This window comes from Pseudidiomarina aquimaris, from assembly GCF_003987395.1.
Classification (GTDB): Bacteria; Pseudomonadota; Gammaproteobacteria; order Enterobacterales; family Alteromonadaceae; genus Pseudidiomarina; species Pseudidiomarina aquimaris.
Genome location: NZ_PIPT01000006.1, coordinates 40,417 through 60,845 on the forward strand (window position 1 = coordinate 40,417; position 20,429 = coordinate 60,845).

The window sequence follows — 20,429 nt, forward strand, 5'->3', positions numbered from 1 at the left end:
AACTACCTAGTTGCTTAAGTAAAACGGGTGGCGATAACCGAACAGGCTCTGTTCAATCAGTTCAAACAGGTTACTGTTATCGGACCCTAGCCCCTTAATAATAAATTGTACACTGACGCCTGTATCGAACTCTGGTTGCCGATTCATCGGGTCAGTTGCTTGTAATTCTAAGTTTCGGTTGATACGTCGGTAAGCACTCACCCGTATCGCCCAACAACAATCGTTGTACTGTAACGCAAGAAGCGCGTCGTTGGTACGTTTCTGTTCAAGATCATAAAACCAGTTTGCGGCGACTTGCCAGTTGGCTTTCACTTGATAGACCGTCTGTAAGCCTAATTGTTCGATGTCGTCATTAAGAATATTTGTAACTTGTCGATGACTGAACTGGATAAGGTTGCTCTCATCGATGCGATATTCAACCGCAGTCTGACTTTTGCGGGTGTTATTTTGCTCCATGTCGTATTGCATGGCAGCATTTAAGAATAAGCGGTCGTTAAAACGAAAGCGCGTTTCGAAGGCAAGGTCAGAGCGATCGTCGGCAATCTGACTGTTTTCGTCAAATAAGCTCACTCGGCTATCGTCAAAATAGTAAATTTGTCCGGCACTAAAACGTACCATTTCTCGTGCATTTTCGTTAAAGATGCTGGTTGAGGCACCAATGGTGACTTGATTGGCATCGGCGATGCGGTCAAGCCCCGAAAAGCGTCTTGCACGGAATAAACCTTGATAGTCATCCTGCATCAATGTCGAATCGTAAATGCCAATATCGGACTGGTCGCGATAGGGCACATACAGATATTGAATCTGTGGTTGTAAGGTCTGCTGATAGGTTTGGTCGCCCCAAGCGAAATCGCGCTCGAGATTCAACCGTCCACGTAGCCGAAATTGTGGAATGCTACGCGATGGATTTTCGCTGAGCGTCGTATTATTGAAGCTACTCGAGGCGGCTTGGTCATAATAGGTGTAGCTGTAGCGCAACTCACTCAATACATCATAGGCTGGCTTTTCATAGGCGAACTTGACGGCCGGCTCAATGTGAAAACGCGTGGCATAATCATTACTGTTATCTTGGTTACGAAAATGCGTTAATTCTGAGAAAAGATTTACTTCAAGAGCAGGCGAATCCTGCCAATTAAAAAATGTCGTCAATTGCGGAGTGGTTCGATACGGCGAACGATAATCACCCAGAATTTCAAAATCCTCAGCGCGCAGCATAACTTGCGCATTGTCGGTGTGGTAATCAACGCGGGCGTGGCGATAGAGTTGGGCATCGGCTCGACCGGCGAATTGGCTGCCCAAATCGTTGAGGTAGTCGTCGTCACTGATGTCGAGAATATTGACATAAGAACGCCAGCTAGGGCTCCAACTTTGCTCATGTTCAACACGCCAAAGATAACGTGAGGCGTCGCTTTCTAAGCTGTCGTCGTTATCGAGGTAGGCGAGGTTTACTTGGCCTGACCCACCCTCGGTTAGAGTGCGATACTCGGCTTTCATCTGCAGCCCTCGTTCAGCCATGTAGCGAGGTGTTAGAGTGGCATCCTGATTGGGCGCGATGTTGATGTAGTAGGGGAGCTCAAACTCGAAACCATTTTTTTGTGACGAGCGCACGGTTGGGAATAAAAAACCCGATTTGCGTTCATCGGTAATCGGAAAATTAATATAGGGCACATAGAGCACTGGGACCCCAAACAGCTCAAACTTCGCATGCCAAGCTTCGCCCCACGCTTCATCTTCGCTTAAATTAATTTCATCGGCGCTTAGTTGCCACGCAGGTTGATCTGTAGGACAGGTCGTGAACGTCGAGCCGGCTAACAACACTTGCTCGGGTGAAATAGAAAGTAACTCAGCAGTGCCGTGCGCTCCAGTTGTCTGCAGCTGATATTGCGCACCCGCAAGGTAGGCACGGTTATCTCCTGAATTGAGCCGAAAGTTGTCACTACTCACCTGCACGTAGCCATCGGTGAATTGGGTCGCACCACTGGCGTTTATATTTCCCGAGGCTTGATTAACCGTCGCTTGCTCAGTGAAGAGAAACTGATCGTTAAGTTGAACTTGTACGTTGCCGGTAAATGATGCCAGAGTAGTCTCAGAATCAATGTCTGCTGCATCGGCACGCACGCCAATGGCTTCTGGTGCTAAATCTTTAATTGGGTTTAACTTAGTCGTGGCAAAAAGCGGTGAGCGCACAGGGCATTGCTGCAGAAAGTCTGTATTGTCTTGAGCTACCGCACTGTTGGTGAAACCCACCGTAAGCGCGAAACTGATGCCCAAGCAGGCTCCTTTGGTAATGTTATGCATGCGATAGCTGACTCAACGTTGTCCTTTCCAATGTGGAAGGTATGATAAAGCAAAATAACTAAGCCTGCCATTTGTGAGCGAGGAAATAGCGTGGAAAATAAGCGAGAAGTGCAATTGCAAGCTTGGTGCGAGTCTGTCACCGGGCAGCCGCAGCAAGATTTGCAGCCGGTTTTCGGTGATGCGCGACCGTGGCGTTATTACCGTGTGACTGATGGTGTGCGAAGCTTTATCGCGGTCGACACGCAGAATACTGAGCAAGCGTTACGCAGTTACATGGCGGTGGCCGACAGCTATAAGTCGCGTGGAGTTTTAGTGCCTGAGTTGGTGGCCGTGCATGAGCAGCGTGGTTTTATGTTAATGACGGATTTGGGCTCCAGCTTGCTCTTGAGTCATTTGAGTGAGGCGACACTCACCGACTGGTACCCGCAAGTCTATCCGCATCTTGCCAACATCATGCAGGTACAAGATTCTGAATTAGGGGCGTTGCCATCTTTCGCTGAGCAAGAACTTCGCGCTGAATTGGAACTCATGGCCCAGTGGCTACTCAAAGAGCACTTACAGCTACAACTCACAGCCAGCGAACAAGATCTATGGCAGGGGTTTTGTGACCGCCTCGTCGACAATGCACAAGCGCAACCGCAGGTGGGAGTACACCGCAAACTGCACGCGCGAAATATTTTGGTGCAGGGCGAGGGTCAATTGGCCTTTACTGGCTTTCATGATGCCGCAATAGGGCCGATTACTTATGATGCGGTAAGTTTACTGCGTGACTGTTATGTGCGCTGGCCACAAACACAAGTCCAGCAGTTGGCGACAGACTGTTACGATTATTTGCGCGACATCCGCAATGATTTGCAGGTTGACCGGGCCACCTGGCAACGTTGGTTTGATTTAATGGGGATGCAACGTCACTGTTATGTAAGTGGGCTTTTCGCTCGCCGCTACGAACGTGATGGCAATCCTGGCTATTTACAAGATATTCCGCGAAATTTGGCCTATCTCCACGATATTGCGGCTATCTACGCGGAGTTCGACGATTTTCGTGCGTTTTTGACAGAGCGTGTCATGCCGGCTTTTGCCCAAAGTAAGTAGCGACAACGCACAATGAGCATGTTTTTAATAAGGAGTAGACATGATTTGGGGTAAAGTGCTGGGTGGCTTTTTTGGTTTTATGTTGCTGCGCTGGCCAGGAATTTTCTTAGGCGTTTTGATTGGTCATTGGTTCGATAAAGCGCTCGAGCAGAACATGCGTCAAGGTGGCGGCGCCGCGATGCAAAAGTCGTTTATTGATACTTTATTTGCGGTGCTGGGCCACTTGGCGAAATCCAAGGGGCGTGTTACCGAGCAAGATATCAATTATGTTTCGGCTCTCATGCAGCACCTAAAATTGGATGAATCAGCCAAGTCGCAAGCGCAGGCAGCATTTCGTGAGGGGAAGAACGCTGACTATCCACTTGTCAGCAAAGTTTCGGAATTCCGTCGTCAGGTGGGTTGGCGCAAAGACCTCCTGCAAATTTTCATTGAGCAAATTCTGGTTGTTGCGCTGCACGATGGCAAACTTGAACAAGCGGAATATGACGTGCTCTTGCGTGTCACCCAAGCGCTTGGTTTTCGCCGTGCACAATTGGATATGTGGCTGCAAATGGCGCAAGCGGGGCAGCGATTTCGTGGCGGGCAAGGCGGCGGTGGCTACCAAGGTAGTGCAACGCAAAGCCCTAGCGAACGCCTAGATGATGCTTATGCCATTCTTGGGGTCACGCGACAAGCAAGCTTTGCGGAGGTGAAGAAAGCCTATCGTAAACTCATGGCGAAACACCATCCAGATAAACTCGCCGCGCAAGGTTTACCGCCTGAGATGCGCGAGTCTGCCCAAGAAAAAGCACAAGAAATTCAAGCAGCTTACGAACTTATTAAAAGTCAGCAGGGCAATGGAAATTAATCGGCTGCTCGGTTTGCGGGTGTAAAAAACCAATCTCTTCAGCATGTAGTAATAAGCGTGGCGCTGCGGCATAGGCGGCAGCGTCAGCGTAAAACTTATCGCCGAGAATCGGCGTCCCCAGAGCCTGCATATGCACGCGCAACTGATGCGAGCGCCCAGTAACGGGAAACAGCAACACCTCACTGACTCCCTCGGCATAACGCACGACTTTGTAGCGCGTTTGCGCGTGACGACCTGCTACCAGATCTAACATTTGCCGTGGCCGGTTCGGCCAATCGCAGCGCATCGCCAGCTCAATGCTGCCAGCGTCTGCCGGCAGTTCTCCAGCGACGCGCGCACGGTAATACTTACGCACTTGGCGACGTTCAAATTGTCGCTGCAAATGCGCCTGTGCCGTTTTTCCTAAGGCAAATACAATCAACCCAGAGGTCGCCATATCGAGGCGGTGCACGATGCGCGCCTCGGGAAACACTCGGGTGACGCGCGCTGAGACGGAATCGCGGTGCGCGGGATCTTTACCCGGCACACTGAGTAGGCCCGCAGGTTTGTTCACCACCACCAAAGCATCGTCCTGATGCACTAAGGTCAAATAGGGGGTGGTTGGCGGGGCGTAATGGAGCAATGTCATGTCGGTAAGTTTACCATGACGCGCACACTGTCGAGCTGTAACAACGGCTGCTTAAGTGCCTGTGTGAGTTGCTCATGGCGCTGCTCGACGCCATCAATCTCCGCTTGCCGTACCGCTGGATTGCGCTGTTTGAGTTGGTTGAGGCGCTGCTTGGCTTGTGCCATATAGTTTTCGAGTTCAGCTTGTGCCTGTTGCAAGCGCTGTTGCTGCTGCGTCTCGGCGGGTTGCCATGCGGCTTTAATATGCTGCTGCAGGGCTTGGCGTAACTGTTGCATGAGCTGCCGCGCTTGTTTTTTGTCGACGAACTGCAACTGCTGATCGAGGGCGCTTGCAGCCACTCTTGTGGTAAGGTCGCGCCCTTGACTGTCCAGCAGGACCCGCAAGTTTTGTTGCGGATAAAATTCATGTGCGACCAGTGCCGGAGCGGTCGTCAGTTGGCTGCTAAAGTTCAATTCAACAAACCATGCGCCGGCTGGCAACGCGCGATTTTGCATTAAGGCGACACAGGTCGAGCCGTAACTATCGCGCGTCAACAATTCCAACGCATGTTGTACTTGCGGGTGGTCCCAAGTGAGAAACTCAACAGGCTCATGGGCCAAAGCATAGTCGCGCGAAAAGGTGACCGTCATCCCTTCATCTGGCAGTCCAGGCAGGGTCACTCGCATGTGTTCGGTTGGGCGCAGCCAACCGCTTTCTTCATTTAAAGCGTCATAATCAACACCGAAGCGTGCCCAAAACTCTTGCATGAAATTCGCCAGTTCATCACTGCGTTCACTGGCAGCAACTTCAGCGACAATGGCTTGGGCCTGTTGCGGCCGGAAAGCATTGAGTTCTTGCAGTTTGTCACGGCCGTTACGAATTTTTTCACGCAACTCAGCAGCGCGCTCAGTGGTAGCACTTAACAAGGCTTCGAAAGCCGTGTCATCGTACGGTTCGTCATTGGCAACAGCCGTCAAAAAGTCGGTCAATTGCGCGGCGAAGGCTTGGTGCACCAGCGCACCAACTGCATTTGGTTGGGCGAAGGCGTCCATCGCTTCATACCATTGCAGTAAAATGTCATCGCGTGAACCCAAAAGAACCGGCACGTGGATCTGTACCGCACCGCGTTGGCCAATACGGTCCAAACGGCCAATGCGTTGCTCCAATAGGTCGGGGTGCTGCGGCAAATCAAACAGGACTAAATGCTGTGCAAACTGAAAGTTACGGCCTTCGCTACCAATTTCGGAACACAATAAAATCGGGCAGCCGTCTTCTGGGCTGGCAAAAAACTCCGCCGCGCGATCGCGTTCAACCAGCGACATTCCTTCGTGGAAGACCGCCGCATGAATGCCATGCTCGATGCGTAGATAGTCGTAGAGCTCCTGCACCGTCAGCGACGAACCGCAAATCAAAACAATCTTTTCGTTTTTGTGCTGTTTAAGCAGTTGCTGTAGCCATTGCGCCTTGCCCACAAAAGCACTTGCACCTTCGAGCTCAAGTTCAGTGAGTTCATAGGTGTGCAAGTGGCGCTCTGGAAAGCCGCCGATGTGGGCGCGACTGTTACGGAACATGAGACGCCCTGTACCGTAGTAATCGAGCAGACGGTCAAGAAGTTTTTCGGCGCCATGTTTCGCAAGCACCTCCGCCATGGGCGTTAACGCTTGATAACTTTCTTGTTCCGCAAGGAATGCGGAAAAATCGTGAAAGCGATCGGGGTCGAGCAATTGTAATCGGGCAAAGTGAGCCTGCATACCAGCCTGTTCAGGCGTCGCAGTAAGTAACAATACACTGCTAATCGCTTGGGTGAGCTGTTGCAAGGCATCAAAATGCTCAGAATCCGGCTCAAGGCGGTGCGCTTCATCGGCAATCAGTAGGTCGAAGTCTGCAGTGGTCAGTTGCTCCAGCCATTCGCTCGTCTCGAGCATGCTTTGCGGTATCAGGATAAGTTGCTCAGCGGCAAACACATTCTCATGTTCACCGCGCAGCGCCTCGCAGCGTTCAGCGTCAAATAGGCTGAAGCTCAGAGCAAAGCGACGTTTCAACTCGACTAACCACTGGTGGCAGAGGCTGTCTGGCACAATGATAAGGGCACGCTGGCTGCGCCCGGTTAGCAGGCGGCGTTGCAAGATCATACCGGCTTCAATGGTTTTACCTAAGCCGACTTCGTCGGCTAGCAGCACACGTGGTTGGAAGCGATCGGCGACCGTATAGGCAATATAGAGTTGATGCGGGAGCAACTGTGCGCGGGCTCCGAGTAAGCCCGTCACTTTGCTTTGCTGCCAGCGCTGTAGGTGCTGTTGTGCTTGCTGGCGCAACCGATACATATCAAGGCGGTCAGCTTTACCGGCCAAGATTCGCGTGAGTGGATGCTGGGTTGCAACTTGCGCGGCCAATTGGGCCTCTGGCAAGCTGACGCTTTCATCGGTGTCTTCGCGGAGGCCATGATAAGTGAGGATATGGTTCTTTACCTCAACTTCGGTGACGCGAAACCACCAACCTTCCGCATGTTGTCCACGATCATCAGGTAGTAATTGATAACGCGCCAAGGGCGCTTGTTGCGAGGCATAATGACGCAGCTCGCCGGTGGCGGGGAATAGCACAGTCAACATGCGGCCGTTCACCTGCGTGATCAGGCCGAGCCCTTGCTCGAGTTCAGTCTCACTTAGCCAACGTTGGCCAGCGACAAACGCTTGTGCAGGGTCTTGTACCGTGCTTTGAGTCATGCAAATTACCTCTTCTAACGACCACTTACAAAAAGGGCGCACATGGTAGCGAAATTTTTTTCAATGTTCACACCATTTTCATGAAAACTGCGCTAGTCTTAAAGTTGCTAGGCACGCAAATATTATAACTAAACATTCCTGCTGCTTGAGGTTGCGCATGACAGAAACGACGCCCAAATACTATCTGTTAGACACCAACATTTTACTCCACGAACCCCTCGCTTTCCTGAACTTTGAAGAACATAACGTCGTCATCCCCATGGTCGTGCTGGAAGAGCTCGACAATATTAAAGACCGTCACAAAGATGTAAGTCGCGAAGCACGCGTTGCCATTCGATCTCTCGAAGACGCTCTGAAAGATGCAAGTCCGGAAGAAATATTGGCCGGTGTGCCGTTAAGTCGTATGCAAGGCGCGCATCATGCCGAAGGAACGTTAGCGATTTTCCCAGATTACCAATTGAAGCAAACCGATTCGGTGCTCAACTTATCTGAGAACGATCATCGTATTATTCAGGCAGCGCTTGAGCTGCAGAAAAAGCACAGCGGCACGAAAGTGGTATTGGTGACCAAAGACATCAACATGCGCCTCAAGGCCAAAGGTGCGGGTATTAAGTATGTTGAGGATTACCGTACTGACCAGCTCATTGACGACATTCGCTTCCTGTCGAAGGGCTTTGTCGAGCTCGAGGGCGACTTCTGGCAGAACGTTGGCGAGGTAACCAGCGTGCAAGAAGGCCGCGAGACTTTCCATGAGGTGGAACGTGAGGTCCTACCCACGGTGTTTCGCAACCAATATTTGATCGACGAGACAGAACATTTCGCTGCTAAGGTCGTCGGCTATGATAAAGAACATGTGCGCCTACATGATTTAGGTTTTGAGCGCATGATGAGCTATCACGCTTGGGGCATTCATCCCAAGAATATTTATCAAGCTATGGCCATGAATGCGTTACTTGATCCAAGTATCGACCTAGTGATCCTCACTGGTCCTGCCGGTAGTGGTAAGACGCTATTGGCGCTTGCTTCGGCGCTTGAACTTGTGATTGAGCAGGGTATTTACGAGAAAATCATCGTCACCCGTAATACGCCTGAGATTGCTGAATCTATTGGTTACTTACCCGGCACCGAAGAGGAAAAAATGGCGCCTTGGTTAGCGGCGATCACTGACTCTTTAGAGGTTTTACATAAGCATGATGAGAGTATGGATTCCAGCCTCAACTACATCATGAATAAAGCCAACATTCAGTTTAAGTCACTAAACTTTATGCGCGGTCGAAGCATCCAGAATGCCATCGTACTGCTCGATGAGTCGCAAAATTTAACCGCGTCGCAATTGAAGACCATTATTACCCGCTGCGGTACGGGCACCAAGATCATTTGTTCGGGTAACTTAGCGCAAATTGATAGTTACTATTTGACCGCGGTTACCTCGGGTTTAACCTATATCGTTGAACGCTTTAAAGACTATCCGGGGAGCGCTACGGTGAACTTAAACGGAGTAGTGCGCAGTAACTTGGCGCAGTATGCCGAAGAGAATCTCTAACGTGACTGTTTATAAGTGCGAAAGATAGTCTTCGAGAATTAACTGCGCAGCAGCGCTATCAATCTTATCTTTACTTAGCTCGCGGTAACCGCCGCGAGCAAATAACTCTTCTTTGGCTGCGACTGTGGTCAAACGCTCGTCTTGTAATTCGACTGGCAAACCAAAGCGGCCATGCAAGCGGTTTGCGAATTTTCTCGCCAAATCGGTAAGTGGCTGCTCACTTCCGTCCATATTAAGTGGCAGTCCAACGACGAGTAACTTGGGTTGCCATTCGGCAATGATTTTCTCAACTTTGTGCCAGTCGGGTTGGCCATCTTTGGCTTTCAGCGCCGGTAAAGGCGACGCTGTGCCGGTAATGGTTTGCCCGACAGCGACGCCAATATTATGGGTACCAAAATCAAAACCGAGGAGTTGGCTCATGCGTGTCCCGCACCTGGGCCCAGTTGCCAAGCATGGAAGCCGAGCTTCTCGGTAGCCCGCTGCCATCTTTCGTTACTTGGCGTATGAAAAAGAATGTCGGGATCTGCAGGAATGGTTAGCCAACTATTTTCCGCGAGTTCACGCTCGAGCTGTCCCGCTTCCCAACCAGCATAGCCTAACGTCAGAATAAAGTTTTCCGGCGCCTGGTCACGCCCCATGGCCTCAAGAATATCCTTCGAAGTCGTGATCATGATGTCGTCGCTGATATGCGCCGAGCTATTCCAATCATTACTCACGCCGTGCAATACAAAACCGCGGTCCCGCGCTAACGGGCCTCCAGCGAATACCGGCTTATCAAACATGCTCGACTGCTCCGGTACAACAATTTCCAGCTGCTCCAGAACCTTCGCCACATTCAACTCAATCGGTTGATTGATCACGAGGCCCATGGCTCCTTCTGCGTTATGTTCACAGATATAGGTCACGGACCGATGGAAAAACGGGTCTTCCATATCGGGCATGGCGATTAGAAAATGATTCTGTAAATTTGTGAGTGCTTCCATAAACCTCGTAGCCCTTTTGCGCTGTTATGCTTTATGCATTGATGCGCGCTTCAATAGCGGCAAAAAGCTGCCCAGCGATATTGATATCATATGCGGCCTCAATCTCGCGCATACAAGTAGGGCTCGTCACATTTATCTCGGTAATACGATCGCCAATCACATCAAGCCCCACTAACAATAAGCCGCGGCGCTTCAGTTCCGGCCCAACCCGTCGTGCGAGTTCCCAGTCACTATCACTCAATGGCTGTGGACGGCCACTACCGCCCGCAGCTAGGTTACCCCGGGTTTCACCTGCCGATGGTACGCGAGCCAGAGAGTAGGGCATCGGTTCGCCGTCGATGATTAAAATACGTTTGTCACCGTCTTTAATTTCCGGCATGTAGCGTTGGATCATCGCGTATCGTGCGCCATGATCAGTGAGTGTTTCAATAATAACGCCCAGGTTATTGCCATCGGGCCCAACGCGGAAAATCGATGCGCCACCCATACCATCAAGGGGCTTCAAAATAATATCCTGGTGCTCTTGGTGAAACGCACGAATCTGCTCGGCACGGCGGGTGACAATCGTCGGCGGTGTTAAATCAGCAAACCAAGCGGTAAAGAGCTTTTCGTTACAGTCGCGCAAACTCTGTGGTTTGTTGACGACCAGCGCCCCCGCTTGTTCGGCAAGTTCGAGCATATAGGTGGCGTAGACATACTCGGTATCAAAAGGTGGGTCTTTACGCATCATGACCACATCGAAATCCGCGAGCGGCTGTTCAACGCTGTCGCCCAACTGATAGAAGTTTTCTTTTTGGTCGACAACTTTGACCGGACGACTCCGTGCCATTGGCTTGCCTTGCACCAAGGACAGGTCGTGCATTTCTAAATAATGACACTCATAGCCACGCGCTTGGGCTTCGAGTAGCAAGCGGAAGCTCGTATCCTTGTAGGTTTTTACGGTAGCGATTGGATCCATAATCATTGCTAACTTCATGGCTCGAACTCCTGCTTAAATTAATTGCCACTGCCGGCGAGATCGCCGAATTGATATTGCACTACTGATAACGCGGTGAGTGCTGCTGTTTCTGTTCGTAAAACGCGTGGGCCAAGTTGCACGGGTTGAAAATCGGCAGTTGCCGCCGCGGCAACTTCTGTGTCTGTTAACCCACCTTCTGGGCCCACCAGCAATTGAATTTGCTGATTGATGACCTGCTGCTCACGCAACGCTTTCGTGGCCTGCGGGTCGAGCGTGAGGCGCAAAGCTGGAGGTAAATTCGCCAACCATTGCGGCAACGTAACCGGCATCTGTACTTCAGGTACGAAAGCGCGGCCGCTTTGTTCACACGCGCTGACCACGATTTTCTGCCATTGCAGACGCTTCTTCTCGAGCCGTTCACCACTAAGTTTGACGCCACAGCGCTCGGTAAATAGTGGCGTTATACTATGCACCCCAAGCTCTACGGATTTTTGCAGTACAAAGTCCATACGGTCGCCGCGCGAGATGCCTTGCCCTAAGTGAATCTTAACTGGTGATTCGCTGTTATTAAGCTGGATACCAGTGATACGGACTTCTACGTTCTTTTTACTGGCACTAACAATCTCGGCACTGTAATCATAGCCGTCACCGGTAAAGACTTGCAGCGCTTGACCCGCACTCATACGCAATACGCGGCCGACATGATTAGCGGCTTCGTCGTCTAAAGCGAACACTTGGCCCTCTGCTAAGCTGGGTTGTTCACTATTTTCCGGTAAAGGCTGAAGCAAAGGGTGATAAATTCGCGGTACTCGCATAACATGGTCCTAATTAACTAACGTCATCATCTTATCAGAAGGAAACCCAACATGGCGACAACGTACAACCTAAAACCATGGGCGTTAGCGGCAACACTCGTAGCCGCCGCCACAACGCAAAGCGCGTTGGCGGAAGACGCGCATAGTTATGCTCAGTTACAGGAAGTGGCAACGCCACATCTTGAGCTCGATTTAACCGTCGACTTTGAAGCCAAGCAATTACGTGGTACCGCAACGTATGACTTGGTACGTCACGGTGATGCCACAGAAGTGCATATGGACACCCGCGAACTGACAATCAGTAAAGCGGAGATTTGGCAGGACAACGCTTGGCAGGAAACGCAATTTACCCTAGCGGAACCGCACGAAACCCTCGGCCAAGAGCTCACTGTTAGTATCGGCGAAGAGAGCGATAAGGTGCGTATTCATTATCACACGGCACCGACCGCCAGTGGTCTGCAGTGGTTGACACCAGAGCAAACCAAGAGTGGCAAGTTTCCATTCATGTTCAGTCAGTCACAGCCAATCCATGCGCGCAGCTGGATCCCTATTCAGGATACACCTGCACTGCGGCTTACTTATGACGCAACCTTGCGCACGCCAGTAGGTATGCTTGCGGTCATGAGTGCTGACAACGAGCTCGATGCTGAACTTGATGGCAATTACTCGTTTAGCATGCCACAGCCGATTCCACCTTATTTGATTGCCATCGCCGCTGGTGAGCTGGTGGTAAAAGAAATCAGCGACAACGTGGCGGTATTTGCCGAACCTTACATCGTTGATGATGCCGCCTGGGAGTGGGCTGATACCCCGGCGATGATCACTGCGACAGAAGAAATGTATGGTCCTTATCGCTGGGATCGTTATGACTTGCTGGTACTACCGCCGAGCTTCCCATTTGGCGGCATGGAAAACCCACGTTTGTCGTTCATTACACCGACCGTGGTCTCCGGCGACCGCACGCTGATCAATTTGATTGCGCACGAGCTGGCGCACTCGTGGTCGGGTAACCTAGTGACCAACGCCAGCTGGCGCGATTTGTGGCTGAATGAAGGTTTCACTAGCTACGTTGAAAACCGCATCATGGAAGCCCTCTTTGGCGAACGTCGTGCGCAAATGGAACTGGCGCTTGGCTATCAAGACCTACTCGAGAATATGGAGCGCTTAGCACCTAAGGATACTGTGCTGAATATTGAGCTTGGTACACGGCATCCGGATGATGTGTTCTCGCAAGTTCCCTATGTGAAAGGGCAGTTGTTCTTGGTGTATTTGGAGAACAAATTTGGTCGCGAGACGTTTGATAACTTCTTGCGTCAATATTTTGACGACTTTGCCTTCCAAAGTATTTCGACTGCTGAATTCAAAGAGTATTTGGCACGTAACTTGTTAGCCAAAAATCCAGGCGTAGTATCGATGGATAAAGTGAACGAGTGGATTCACCAACCAGGGCTACCGGAAGATGCGCCAAAACCTACCTCGAATGCCTTTGCCGAAGTAGAGAAGCAAATGCAACGTTGGCTCAAAGGCGGTCAACTTAAAACCGAAGACTGGACGACCCATGAGTGGTTGCATTTCATTAATAACCTGCCGCTCGATATCTCTAGCGTCAACATGCGCCGCTTAGACGAACAGTTCAACCTGACCCAGAGTAAGAATGCTGAAATCGCTCACGCTTGGTTAAAATTGTCGATTGTAAAAGACTATGAACCAGCGCGGGATCGTTTGCGTAACTACTTGCTGACGATCGGTCGTAATAAACTGGTCAGCCCGCTTTATCGTGAATTGGCGAAGAGCCCAGAAAACCTGAAATGGGCACGAGAAATTTACCAGCAGGCAAAGCCTGGCTACCACCCACTGACACAAACAGTGAATGAAGCCTTGCTTTATCCGCAACCGTAATAAGGAGTACAACATGCCACAAGCTATAGGCTATGCAGCACAAGCTGCCGATAAAGATCTTGATTACTTTGAGTTTGAACGTCGCGACCCAACGGCCGAAGATGTAGAAATTGAAATTGCCTACTGTGGTGTTTGTCACTCTGACTTACACCAAGCACGCAACGAGTGGGGCGGCACCGTATTTCCATGTGTGCCAGGCCACGAAATTGTTGGCAAAGTTACCCGTGTTGGCGACAAAGTCGCAAAGTTTAAGGTCGGTGATACAGTCGGTGTGGGCTGTATGGTTGATTCGTGCGGCCATTGCCACAGCTGTGATGAAGGCCACGAGCAATACTGTGAGAATGGTTTTGTCGCTACCTACAACGGTGAAGACAAGCACTTAGGTGGCGTCACTTTTGGTGGTTATTCAAACCGCATCACCGTTAAAGAAGGCTTTGTTCTGAAGGTTTCTGATGAACTCGAGTTAGCTGGGGTAGCACCGTTGTTGTGTGCCGGTATTACGACTTACTCACCGTTACGCCACTGGGGCGTAAGCAAAGGCCACAAAGTCGGTGTCGTTGGTTTGGGCGGACTTGGCCATATGGCAGTGAAATTGGCCGCAGCCATGGGTGCGGAAGTAGTGCTATTCACCACCTCACCGGGTAAGGTCGAAGACGGCAAGCGCTTAGGTGCTGATCATGTCGTAATTTCAAAAGATGAAGAGCAAATGCAGGCGTGGACCAACAAGCTCGACTTCATCCTCAACACTGTTGCTGCACCGCACGACCTCGATGCTTATTTATCGCTGTTGCGCCTCAATGGCACAATGTGCCTAGTTGGCGTTCCAGCTGAGCATCATCCATCACCCGCCGTCTTTAATTTGATTTCGAAGCGTCGCAGCTTAGCGGGCTCATTGATTGGTGGCATCGCTGAAACCCAGGAAATGCTGGACTTCTGTGCCGAGCATGGCATCACCTCCGATATTGAAATGATTGCCATGGACGACATCAATGAAGCCTACGAACGGATGCTGAAAAGTGACGTGAAGTATCGCTTTGTAATTGATATGGCGACGCTAAAACAGAAATAAAGACTTTTAGACGTCTAAATGTGGAAAGTTGGGCGTGGTTTCGATAAACTACGCCCAATTTTTTAGGCTTGAAACAAGTTGAGATAAAACACTATGGCGAAGCACCTTTTTACTTCTGAGTCAGTATCAGAGGGACATCCAGATAAAATTGCCGATCAGATTTCAGATGCGGTACTCGATGCGATCCTTACGCAAGATCCTCGCGCTCGCGTCGCCTGCGAAACCTACGTCAAAACCGGTATGGTTCTCGTTGGTGGTGAAGTATCGACCAAAGCTTGGGTCGATATCGAAGAGCTGGCGCGCAATACCGTTCGTGATATTGGTTACACCCATTCCGATATGGGATTTGACGGTGCTTCGTGTGCAGTATTGAATGCCATCGGCAAACAATCGATGGATATTAATCAAGGTGTGGATCGCGCTTCGTTAGAAGAGCAAGGGGCCGGTGACCAAGGTTTGATGTTTGGCTACGCCTCTAACGAAACCGATGTGCTGATGCCAGCCCCGATTACTTATGCGCACCGACTGATGCAGCGCCAAGCTGAAGTGCGTAAAAACGGCACCTTGCCGTGGTTGCGTCCCGACGCGAAAAGCCAATTGACCTTTGTTTATGAAGATGGCAAACCGGTCGCAATTGATACCGTGGTGTTGTCAACGCAACATGCGGAAGGGATTAGTCAGGCTGATTTACGTGAAGCGGTGATTGAAACAATTATCAAACCTGTGCTGCCAGAAGAATGGTTCCCAGCGAAGCAAGAGCGTATCTTTATTAATCCAACCGGCAAATTTGTCATTGGTGGACCGATGGGCGATTGCGGTCTAACAGGACGTAAGATCATCGTTGATACCTATGGCGGCATGGCACGTCACGGCGGTGGCGCTTTCTCAGGTAAAGATCCATCGAAAGTCGACCGCAGTGCCGCTTATGCGGCGCGTTATGTGGCGAAGAACCTCGTGGCTGCGGGCCTTGCTGAGCGTTGTGAAATTCAAGTTTCTTATGCAATTGGCGTGGCTGAGCCAACGTCGATCAGCATCGAAACCTTTGGCACCAGCCCTTACAGCGAAGAACAATTAATTGCCTTAGTACGCAAGCACTTTGATCTGCGCCCGTACGGCTTGATTCAAATGCTTGACCTTGAACGCCCGATTTATCAGCAGACGGCAGCCTATGGTCACTTTGGTCGTGATGACTTCCCGTGGGAGAAAACAGACAAAGCTGAAGCCTTACGCGCTGATATCTAATTTGCTTAGAAGCCCCGAATTGTGGAGAATACGCGCACCTAGTGAGCATTTTCTCAAGCAGCAATTTGGGGTTTTTCGTTATGACGACAGCAGTTTCTGAACGCAAGCATCTCGCCAACGCTATTCGTGCACTGAGCATGGATGCCGTGCAACAAGCCAACTCTGGGCACCCTGGTGCACCGATGGGAATGGCCGACATCGCCGAGGTGTTGTGGCGTGACTACCTGAAACATAATCCTGCAAACCCCAATTGGGCCGACCGCGACCGTTTTGTTTTATCAAACGGCCATGGTTCGATGCTGATCTATTCGCTGCTGCACCTAACCGGTTACGATTTGCCCATTGATGAGCTGAAGAATTTCCGCCAATTACATTCAAAAACGCCGGGTCACCCAGAATATGGTTATGCGCCGGGTGTTGAAACAACGACAGGCCCCTTAGGCCAAGGAATTTCAAATGCGGTGGGGATGGCCTTAGCGGAAAAAGTGCTTGCCGCACAGTTTAATCGCCCAAGCCACGACATCATCGACCATTACACCTACACCTTCTTAGGTGATGGCTGCTTGATGGAAGGTATTTCACATGAAGTATGCTCGTTGGCGGGCACGCTTGGTCTTGGCAAGCTAGTTGCCTTTTATGACGATAACGGCATCTCGATTGATGGTGAAGTTGAAGGCTGGTTTACCGATGACACGGCCAAGCGTTTCGAAGCTTACGGCTGGCATGTTATCCGTGACGTTGACGGTCATGACGCGGAAGCAATTGATAAAGCTATCCAGGCTGCGCGCAGCGAAAGTGAAAAGCCGACTCTGATTATTTGCAAAACCATCATCGGTTTTGGTGCGCCAAACAAGCAAGGCTCTGAAAGCTGCCACGGTGCACCATTGGGTGCCGACGAAATTGCTGCGGCGCGCGAGCAACTGGGCTGGAACTATGCGGCCTTTGAAGTGCCTGACGATGTTTATCAAGCTTGGTCCGCTAAAGACAGCGGTGCCGCACAAGAAAACCAATGGAACCAGCGCTTTGATGCCTATGCGCAAGCGCATCCAGAGCTGGCGGCAGAACTAAAACGTCGCTTAGCAGGAGACTTACCTGCTGATTTTGCGGCGCATGCACAAGCGTATATCGAGAAGCTGCAAGCTGAGCCCGCCGATATCGCGAGCCGCAAAGCGTCACAAAATGCGATCAATGCTTTTGCCCCTAAACTGCCTGAATTACTCGGCGGTTCTGCGGACCTTGCGGGCTCCAACCTAACGTTGTGGGACGGCGCTAAAGGCGTCACCGCCGACGACGCCAGTGGTAATTACGTTTATTACGGGGTGCGGGAGTTCGGCATGTCGGCCATTATGAACGGTATAGCCTTACACGGCGGTTTGGTACCCTATGGTGCGACCTTCTTAATGTTTATGGAGTACGCGCGCAATGCAGTGCGTATGGCCGCGCTGATGAAACAGCAAAGCATTTTTGTTTACACCCACGATTCGATTGGTTTGGGTGAAGACGGTCCAACTCACCAACCGGTAGAGCAGTTGGCCAGTCTGCGTATGACGCCAAACATGAGTACGTGGCGCCCGTGTGACCAAGTCGAGTCGGCCGTTGCGTGGAAAGCTGCGCTTGAGCGCAAAGATGGCCCGACGTCGCTGATCTTCAGTCGCCAAGGTCTACCACAGCAACCTCGCAGTGCGGAGCAACTTGCAAATGTTGCCCGCGGTGGTTACGTGCTGCTTGATAGCCCTGCAACCCCAGAACTTATTTTGATCGCGACCGGCTCTGAAGTGGGTATCACGGTCGCTGCGGCGAAAACCTTGCAAGCGCAAGGCAAACAAGTGCGGGTTGTCTCATTACCGGCAACTGACGTGTTTGACGCGCAGTCCAGCGAGTACCGCGAGAGTGTATTGCCGAAAGCAGTTACCAAGCGCATTGCTGTTGAAGCTGGGATTGCCGACTACTGGTTTAAATATGTTGGCTTGAACGGTCGTATCGTAGGCATGACGAGCTTCGGCGAGTCGGCGCCGGCTGGCGATCTGTTTAAGCACTTTGGCTTCACTGCGGAACATATTGTCGCGACAGCTGAGGAGTTACTCGCAGAATGACACAAGCTCCTGCGCGGATAGCTATCAATGGTTTCGGTCGCATTGGCCGCAATGTCCTGCGTGCTCTCTACGAGCGCGGCTATCGTGAGCAGTTGCAGATTGTCGCCATTAACGAACTGGCACCGGTGTCGGCGATGGCCCACTTGCTCAAGTACGACACCAGCCACGGGCGCTTCCAGCAGCCCGTGGCAACGCCTGATGCCCATGTATTGCAGGTCGGCGATGATCGCATCAAGGTATCAGCCGAGTCGGAAATCAGTTGTTTGGAGTGGACCCAACTGAACGTCGATATCGTCTTGGATTGCACGGGTGTACATGGCTCGCGTGAAGATGGTGCGCATTATCATGAGCTCGGTATTGAGCGCGTGTTGTTTTCTCATCCAGGCGACCCGGATGTCGATTTCACAGCAATTTTTGGCGTCAATAGCGATCAGCTGTCCGCCGCGCACAAAATCGTTTCGAATGGCTCGTGTACGACCAACTGTAGTGTCCCGGTTCTCAAGGTCTTGGACGACGCATTTGGCATCAAAAGCGGCGCAATCACGACAATTCACGCCGCCATGCACGATCAACAAGTCATCGATGCTTATCACCAAGACCCACGCCTTGCGCGGGCCGCAGGGCGCTCGATTATTCCGGTGGATACGCGTTTAGCGCGCGGAATTGAGCGTATCATGCCGCACTTTGCCGGTAAGTTTGAAGCCATTCAGGTACGGGTGCCGACCACCAATGTGACGGCCATGGACCTTAGTGTCACCGTGCGTGACGAGGTGAGTATTGAGCGCGTCAATAGTGTCTTGTCACAAGCTGCGCGCGGCAGTATGGCATCGATACTTGGCTATATAGATGAACCTTTGGTATCGATCGATTTTAATCATGATCCGCGTTCCAGTATCGTCGATGGTACGCAGACCCGTGTCGCCGATAAGCATTTAATTAAAGTTCTGTGCTGGTGTGATAACGAGTGGGGTTTTGCCAACCGTATGTTGGATACCGCACAAGTCATGCTCGCAAAACAAGCAGTTTCAACTTAACGAATTAGTAAGAGGGTGCAGGAATGTCTTCAGTCATCACGATGGATGATCTCGATTTAACCGATTTGCGCGTTTTGATTCGTGAAGATCTGAACGTACCGGTTAAAGACGGTAAGGTTACTTCAGATGCACGTTTAAAAGCGGCAATTCCGACCATTCAAAAAGCCTTGGATGCGGGTGCCAAAGTCATGGTCATGTCGCATCTAGGACGTCCTGAAGAGGGTGTCTATGACGCGCAGTTTTCCCTACAGCCAGTCGTTGACTATCTAAACGAAGCGTTGTCGGTACCGGTAAAACTCAGCAATGACTACCTTGACGGCGTTACGGCCGCCAAAGGCGAAGTGCTGGTGTTCGAAAACGTTCGTTTCAACGTCGGTGAAAAGAAAAACGATGATGCTCTAGCACAAAAGCTCGCAGCCTTATGTGACGTCTTTGTGATGGATGCGTTTGGTACTGCACACCGTGCGCAAGCGTCTACCCATGGGGTAGCAAAATATGCCGACGTGGCATGTGCGGGGCCATTATTGGCAGCTGAGCTTGAAGCCTTAGGCAAAGCTTTGGCCAATCCAGCACGGCCTTTGGTCGCAATTGTCGGTGGTTCAAAAGTATCGACTAAATTGACCGTATTGGAATCGTTGTCAGGGGTCGTCGATCAGTTGATTGTTGGCGGCGGGATAGCCAATACGTTCATCGCCGCGAGCGGTCATGCTGTCGGTAAGTCACTCTATGAGGCCGACCTGCAGGATGAAGCGCAACGTCTTATCGCTGCAGCACAAGCCAAAGGCGGAGATATTCCCGTTCCGACGGATGTCGTCACTGGCAAAGAATTTAGCGCTGAGGCCACAGCAGAAACAAAAGCGGTCGACCAAGTAGCTGCCGACGACATGATTTTCGATATTGGTCCAGAAACCGCTGCAGCTTTTGCAAAAATTCTGCAAAATGCCGGTACTATCGTATGGAATGGCCCGGTTGGCGTGTTTGAATTTGATCAGTTTGGTGCTGGCACTAAGGCGCTTGCTGAGGCCATCGCTGCGAGCTCAGCATTCTCAATTGCTGGCGGCGGCGATACCCTAGCGGCAATTGATAAGTACGGTATCGCTGATAAAATTAGCTATATTTCAACCGGCGGCGGTGCCTTTTTAGAATTTTTAGAGGGTAAAAAATTACCTGCAGTCGCGATTCTGGAAGAACGCGCAGAGAATGGTTAAAAACCATTACGATTCAAT

16 protein-coding genes are annotated in these 20,429 nt (G+C 51.0%); 9 read left to right on the top strand and 7 right to left on the bottom strand.

Annotated elements, in window-relative coordinates:
• Positions 1-6 precede the first annotated feature (6 nt).
• Positions 7-2,271 carry an LPS-assembly protein LptD gene (locus CWE21_RS08450; protein WP_198675091.1) on the bottom strand — a complete coding sequence of 755 codons (2,265 nt, stop codon included), beginning with the start codon at positions 2,269-2,271 and terminating at the stop codon, positions 7-9.
• A gap of 117 nt (positions 2,272-2,388) precedes the next feature.
• Here CWE21_RS08450 and CWE21_RS08455 point away from each other — a divergent pair, with 117 nt between their 5' ends.
• Positions 2,389-3,390 carry an aminoglycoside phosphotransferase family protein gene (locus CWE21_RS08455; RefSeq protein ID WP_157982748.1) on the top strand — a complete coding sequence of 334 codons (1,002 nt, stop codon included), beginning with the start codon at positions 2,389-2,391 and terminating at the stop codon, positions 3,388-3,390.
• A 40-nt stretch (positions 3,391-3,430) separates the two neighbouring features.
• Positions 3,431-4,237: a co-chaperone DjlA gene (djlA, locus tag CWE21_RS08460; protein WP_126834007.1), complete on the top strand. Its 807-nt coding sequence runs from the start codon at positions 3,431-3,433 to the stop codon at positions 4,235-4,237.
• On the opposite strand, the gene CWE21_RS08465 is transcribed toward djlA, so the two are convergent.
• Positions 4,209-4,865 carry a pseudouridine synthase gene (locus CWE21_RS08465; protein ID WP_126834008.1) on the bottom strand — a complete coding sequence of 219 codons (657 nt, stop codon included), beginning with the start codon at positions 4,863-4,865 and terminating at the stop codon, positions 4,209-4,211. The two genes, djlA and CWE21_RS08465, sit on opposite strands and share 29 nt — an antisense overlap.
• Entirely contained in the window at positions 4,862-7,567 is a 2,706-nt protein-coding gene (locus tag CWE21_RS08470) for a helicase-related protein (RefSeq protein ID WP_126834009.1), read from the bottom strand. Before CWE21_RS08470 ends, CWE21_RS08465 begins: the two co-directional genes overlap by 4 nt.
• Before the next feature lie 157 nt (positions 7,568-7,724).
• Here CWE21_RS08470 and CWE21_RS08475 point away from each other — a divergent pair, with 157 nt between their 5' ends.
• Positions 7,725-9,110 carry a PhoH family protein gene (locus tag CWE21_RS08475; RefSeq protein WP_126834010.1) on the top strand — a complete coding sequence of 462 codons (1,386 nt, stop codon included), beginning with the start codon at positions 7,725-7,727 and terminating at the stop codon, positions 9,108-9,110.
• Positions 9,111-9,119: 9 nt separating this feature from the next.
• Here the strand turns inward: CWE21_RS08475 and ruvX are convergent, their stop codons facing one another.
• From ruvX to CWE21_RS08495, 4 genes are read right to left on the bottom strand one after another with little or no spacing between them, the layout of a single operon-like run.
• Positions 9,120-9,530, bottom strand: coding sequence for a Holliday junction resolvase RuvX (ruvX, locus tag CWE21_RS08480; RefSeq protein ID WP_126834011.1), 411 nt, complete (start codon positions 9,528-9,530; stop codon positions 9,120-9,122).
• The gene (locus CWE21_RS08485) at positions 9,527-10,093 is read right to left on the bottom strand and encodes a YqgE/AlgH family protein (protein ID WP_126834012.1); all 567 of its coding nucleotides are present in this window, start codon (positions 10,091-10,093) and stop codon (positions 9,527-9,529) included. Before CWE21_RS08485 ends, ruvX begins: the two co-directional genes overlap by 4 nt.
• A gap of 31 nt (positions 10,094-10,124) precedes the next feature.
• Positions 10,125-11,069: a glutathione synthase gene (gene gshB / locus CWE21_RS08490; RefSeq protein ID WP_126834013.1), complete on the bottom strand. Its 945-nt coding sequence runs from the start codon at positions 11,067-11,069 to the stop codon at positions 10,125-10,127.
• 20 nt (positions 11,070-11,089) lie between these two features.
• Positions 11,090-11,866: a 16S rRNA (uracil(1498)-N(3))-methyltransferase gene (locus tag CWE21_RS08495; RefSeq protein ID WP_126834014.1), complete on the bottom strand. Its 777-nt coding sequence runs from the start codon at positions 11,864-11,866 to the stop codon at positions 11,090-11,092.
• 51 nt (positions 11,867-11,917) lie between these two features.
• Here CWE21_RS08495 and CWE21_RS08500 point away from each other — a divergent pair, with 51 nt between their 5' ends.
• The 6 genes from CWE21_RS08500 (at position 11,918) to CWE21_RS08525 (ending at position 20,411) form a co-directional block, all read left to right on the top strand.
• Positions 11,918-13,765 carry a M1 family metallopeptidase gene (locus tag CWE21_RS08500; RefSeq protein WP_126834015.1) on the top strand — a complete coding sequence of 616 codons (1,848 nt, stop codon included), beginning with the start codon at positions 11,918-11,920 and terminating at the stop codon, positions 13,763-13,765.
• Positions 13,766-13,778: 13 nt separating this feature from the next.
• Positions 13,779-14,834 carry an NAD(P)-dependent alcohol dehydrogenase gene (locus tag CWE21_RS08505; protein ID WP_126834016.1) on the top strand — a complete coding sequence of 352 codons (1,056 nt, stop codon included), beginning with the start codon at positions 13,779-13,781 and terminating at the stop codon, positions 14,832-14,834.
• A gap of 93 nt (positions 14,835-14,927) precedes the next feature.
• Positions 14,928-16,076, top strand: a complete 1,149-nt coding sequence (gene metK, locus CWE21_RS08510) for a methionine adenosyltransferase (RefSeq protein ID WP_126834017.1) — start codon at positions 14,928-14,930, stop codon at positions 16,074-16,076.
• A gap of 80 nt (positions 16,077-16,156) precedes the next feature.
• On the top strand, positions 16,157-18,169 hold the full coding sequence (gene tkt / locus CWE21_RS08515; RefSeq protein ID WP_126834018.1) for a transketolase: 2,013 nt from the start codon (positions 16,157-16,159) through the stop codon (positions 18,167-18,169).
• Positions 18,166-19,203, top strand: coding sequence for an erythrose-4-phosphate dehydrogenase (gene epd / locus CWE21_RS08520; RefSeq protein ID WP_126834019.1), 1,038 nt, complete (start codon positions 18,166-18,168; stop codon positions 19,201-19,203). Before tkt ends, epd begins: the two co-directional genes overlap by 4 nt.
• A gap of 23 nt (positions 19,204-19,226) precedes the next feature.
• Positions 19,227-20,411, top strand: a complete 1,185-nt coding sequence (locus CWE21_RS08525) for a phosphoglycerate kinase (RefSeq protein ID WP_126834020.1) — start codon at positions 19,227-19,229, stop codon at positions 20,409-20,411.
• Positions 20,412-20,429: the final 18 nt, after the last annotated feature.

What these genes read in the sequence shown, in the direction of transcription:
- gshB (WP_126834013.1), bottom strand. Translation starts at nt 11,069, where the DNA reads ATGAAGTTAGCAATGATTATGGATCCAATCGCTACCGTAAAAACCTAC.
- CWE21_RS08505 (WP_126834016.1), top strand. Translation starts at nt 13,779, where the DNA reads ATGCCACAAGCTATAGGCTATGCAGCACAAGCTGCCGATAAAGATCTT.
- CWE21_RS08500 (WP_126834015.1), top strand. Translation starts at nt 11,918, where the DNA reads ATGGCGACAACGTACAACCTAAAACCATGGGCGTTAGCGGCAACACTC.
- CWE21_RS08475 (WP_126834010.1), top strand. Translation starts at nt 7,725, where the DNA reads ATGACAGAAACGACGCCCAAATACTATCTGTTAGACACCAACATTTTA.
- tkt (WP_126834018.1), top strand. Translation starts at nt 16,157, where the DNA reads ATGACGACAGCAGTTTCTGAACGCAAGCATCTCGCCAACGCTATTCGT.
- djlA (WP_126834007.1), top strand. Translation starts at nt 3,431, where the DNA reads ATGATTTGGGGTAAAGTGCTGGGTGGCTTTTTTGGTTTTATGTTGCTG.
- ruvX (WP_126834011.1), bottom strand. Translation starts at nt 9,530, where the DNA reads ATGAGCCAACTCCTCGGTTTTGATTTTGGTACCCATAATATTGGCGTC.
- CWE21_RS08470 (WP_126834009.1), bottom strand. Translation starts at nt 7,567, where the DNA reads ATGACTCAAAGCACGGTACAAGACCCTGCACAAGCGTTTGTCGCTGGC.
- epd (WP_126834019.1), top strand. Translation starts at nt 18,166, where the DNA reads ATGACACAAGCTCCTGCGCGGATAGCTATCAATGGTTTCGGTCGCATT.
- CWE21_RS08495 (WP_126834014.1), bottom strand. Translation starts at nt 11,866, where the DNA reads ATGCGAGTACCGCGAATTTATCACCCTTTGCTTCAGCCTTTACCGGAA.
- CWE21_RS08485 (WP_126834012.1), bottom strand. Translation starts at nt 10,093, where the DNA reads ATGGAAGCACTCACAAATTTACAGAATCATTTTCTAATCGCCATGCCC.
- CWE21_RS08525 (WP_126834020.1), top strand. Translation starts at nt 19,227, where the DNA reads ATGTCTTCAGTCATCACGATGGATGATCTCGATTTAACCGATTTGCGC.
- metK (WP_126834017.1), top strand. Translation starts at nt 14,928, where the DNA reads ATGGCGAAGCACCTTTTTACTTCTGAGTCAGTATCAGAGGGACATCCA.
- CWE21_RS08465 (WP_126834008.1), bottom strand. Translation starts at nt 4,865, where the DNA reads ATGACATTGCTCCATTACGCCCCGCCAACCACCCCCTATTTGACCTTA.